At 67.4% G+C, this 1,985-nt stretch carries 4 protein-coding genes; 3 read left to right on the forward strand and 1 reads right to left on the reverse strand.

Annotated features, from left to right (window positions below; translation table 11 throughout):
* Positions 1-68 precede the first annotated feature (68 nt).
* A complete protein-coding gene (locus tag AC08OP_RS21565) occupies positions 69-779 on the reverse strand; it encodes an IS6 family transposase (protein ID WP_476615846.1) in 711 nt (236 codons plus the stop codon).
* 137 nt (positions 780-916) lie between these two features.
* Between AC08OP_RS21565 and AC08OP_RS21570 the strand changes: the two genes are divergently transcribed.
* The 3 genes from AC08OP_RS21570 (at position 917) to AC08OP_RS21580 (ending at position 1,897) form a co-directional block, all read left to right on the forward strand.
* On the forward strand, positions 917-1,117 hold the full coding sequence (locus AC08OP_RS21570) for a hypothetical protein (RefSeq protein WP_476615847.1): 201 nt from the start codon (positions 917-919) through the stop codon (positions 1,115-1,117).
* 89 nt (positions 1,118-1,206) lie between these two features.
* Complete coding sequence (locus tag AC08OP_RS21575; RefSeq protein WP_476615848.1) at positions 1,207-1,500, forward strand: hypothetical protein; 294 nt, start codon at positions 1,207-1,209, stop codon at positions 1,498-1,500.
* 175 nt (positions 1,501-1,675) lie between these two features.
* A complete protein-coding gene (locus tag AC08OP_RS21580) occupies positions 1,676-1,897 on the forward strand; it encodes a hypothetical protein (RefSeq protein ID WP_476615849.1) in 222 nt (73 codons plus the stop codon).
* The last annotated feature ends 88 nt before the right edge of the window (positions 1,898-1,985 follow it).

Consider the following 1,985-nt stretch of genomic DNA (forward strand, 5'->3'; position numbering starts at 1 on the left):
CCGTTGGTTTTACAGTCCCTTGCGTTCGGCGAAGGCGGGGCATGCCAGCGGCCGGGGGCTGCTGGCGGTCAGAGTGCTGTGGCGAGTTCGGTGAACGCGGCTGCCAGCCGCAGGTGCGGGCTGCTGTCGGTCCCGAGTTCGTAGTGGCCGCGGCGGATGTTCTGGACGAGGGCGTGTCCGGTGCTGATGGTTTGGACGGACCGGAGGCGTTTCAGTCCGCGCATCGGCCGGAGCCGTGCTTTCAACCGGCCGTGGTCGGCTTCGATCCGGTTGTTCTCCCGGGCGGCGTCGACGTGGCAGGCCTTGGGGAGCAGCTTGTCGAGGATCCGCGGGTAGACAGGCGCCTTGTCGGTCGTGACCTCGCTCGGCCGGCGACCTTGGGCCAGCGCTCGAACGAAGAAGCGTCGGGCGGCGGGCTGGTCGCGTCGTTCGCTGGCCAGGACGTCAATGACCTGGCCCTGCTGGTCGACCGCATGGTACAGGTACGTCCAGCGGCCGGCGACCTTCACGTAGGTCTCGTCGACGAACCACCTGTCCCCAGCCCGGTGCCGACACGGCCGGGCCGCCTCGGTCAGCAGGGGGGTGAAGCGCCGCACCCACCGGTAGATCGTGATGTGATCAACGTCGAGGCCGCGTTCGGCGAGCAGCTCCTCGACGTCCCGGTAAGACAGCGCGAACCGCAGATACCACCGTACCGCCAGGACGATGACCTCGGGCGGGAAGCGGAACCCCGCGAACTCCGACGTCGGAACCGGTGGACAGGCACGACCTCGACGCATCACTCGATCATGACTGATCGGGATCCGCGATGCCGGACTCCGTCGATGCAACAGTGCCCCTCTGGGCATCGATGCGGTAGGTTCCGCGTTGGATAACTTCCTGGAACAGGCTGGAACATGAGGGACGGTGGTGGATCATGGAAAATCCGGCCGATCTCCCGTACCCGGTTCCGGAACCTCACGAGTGGGCCGACGAGCCTGACCATGAGACCGCTCGGCTCCTCGACGAGGCCCTCGACGATCTTGCCGCCGGCCGGTCGGTGATCTGCCCGTCCGAAGCCTCGTTCGGCGCGCTTCTCGCCGAACTCGCCGCGGAACCGCACACGAAGGCGAGCTGACGGCCGCCGCGAGCAGATGACTGTGTCGGCGTCGCCCGGGACGTCGCGTCGATGCGGAAGGTGCGGGATCGGCCCGTTAGGGTAGCGGGGTGCCCACCTACGAGGCGGTCGCCCATTTCTGGGCAGACTACCGCCGACTGCGACCCGAGCAGCGCGCCGCTTTCCTGCGTGCCCGGACGCTGTTCGTCGGTGGCCTCGCAGAGGGCGCACTCCACCCGTCTCTGCGGGTGAAGGGCTTCAAACTGCGCCCAGGCGTCTTCGAACTCTCATGGGCGCCGGATGGTCGGGCACTCTTCACCTACGGGTCGCCGCTGCCCGGCCACGGAACGGACCCCCACGTGATCTGGCTGCGCGTCGGTACCCACGACATCTTCCGCGTCTGATCGGCAACACCCCATTCGGCAAGGACATCCCCGAGCTTGTCACCCTGGCCGCCACGGCGGGGTCGAACGGTCGTAGCGGCACGTCCGACCCAACCTGGCGAGTCTCCGAGGGGTCGACCTCCTCCACTGCAGGGATCCGGCTGCTCGGACCTCCCGCGACCGTATCCTCTGCTCTGTGAGCATCTTGCGGGATGAGCTGCACCGGCTGATCGACCGTCTTCCCGAGTCCCAGGTCGCGCCGATCCTGGCTCTCGTGAGGGAGAGTACCCCGACCGAGGACGGCGGCGACGAGTGGCCACTCCCTGACTTCGTAGGAACCCTCTCCAGCGGGAAGAGCGACCTCGCGGCCCGCTCCGGCGAAATCCTGAGTGACGAGATGGGGCGCGGTCTCGAATGATTCTCTGGGACACCGGACCGCTCAAATCAGTCTGATTCCACTGGCTGAGGAGTGAATTACCGGACCACGGAGGGGCTGGGTCGGGGCG

Source organism: Frankia sp. CeRuru1 (genome assembly GCF_977966315.1).

Excerpts from the sequence above, each read along its gene's own strand:
- AC08OP_RS21565 (WP_476615846.1), bottom strand. The coding sequence starts at position 779 with ATGCGTCGAGGTCGTGCCTGTCCACCGGTTCCGACGTCGGAGTTCGCG.
- AC08OP_RS21570 (WP_476615847.1), top strand. The coding sequence starts at position 917 with ATGGAAAATCCGGCCGATCTCCCGTACCCGGTTCCGGAACCTCACGAG.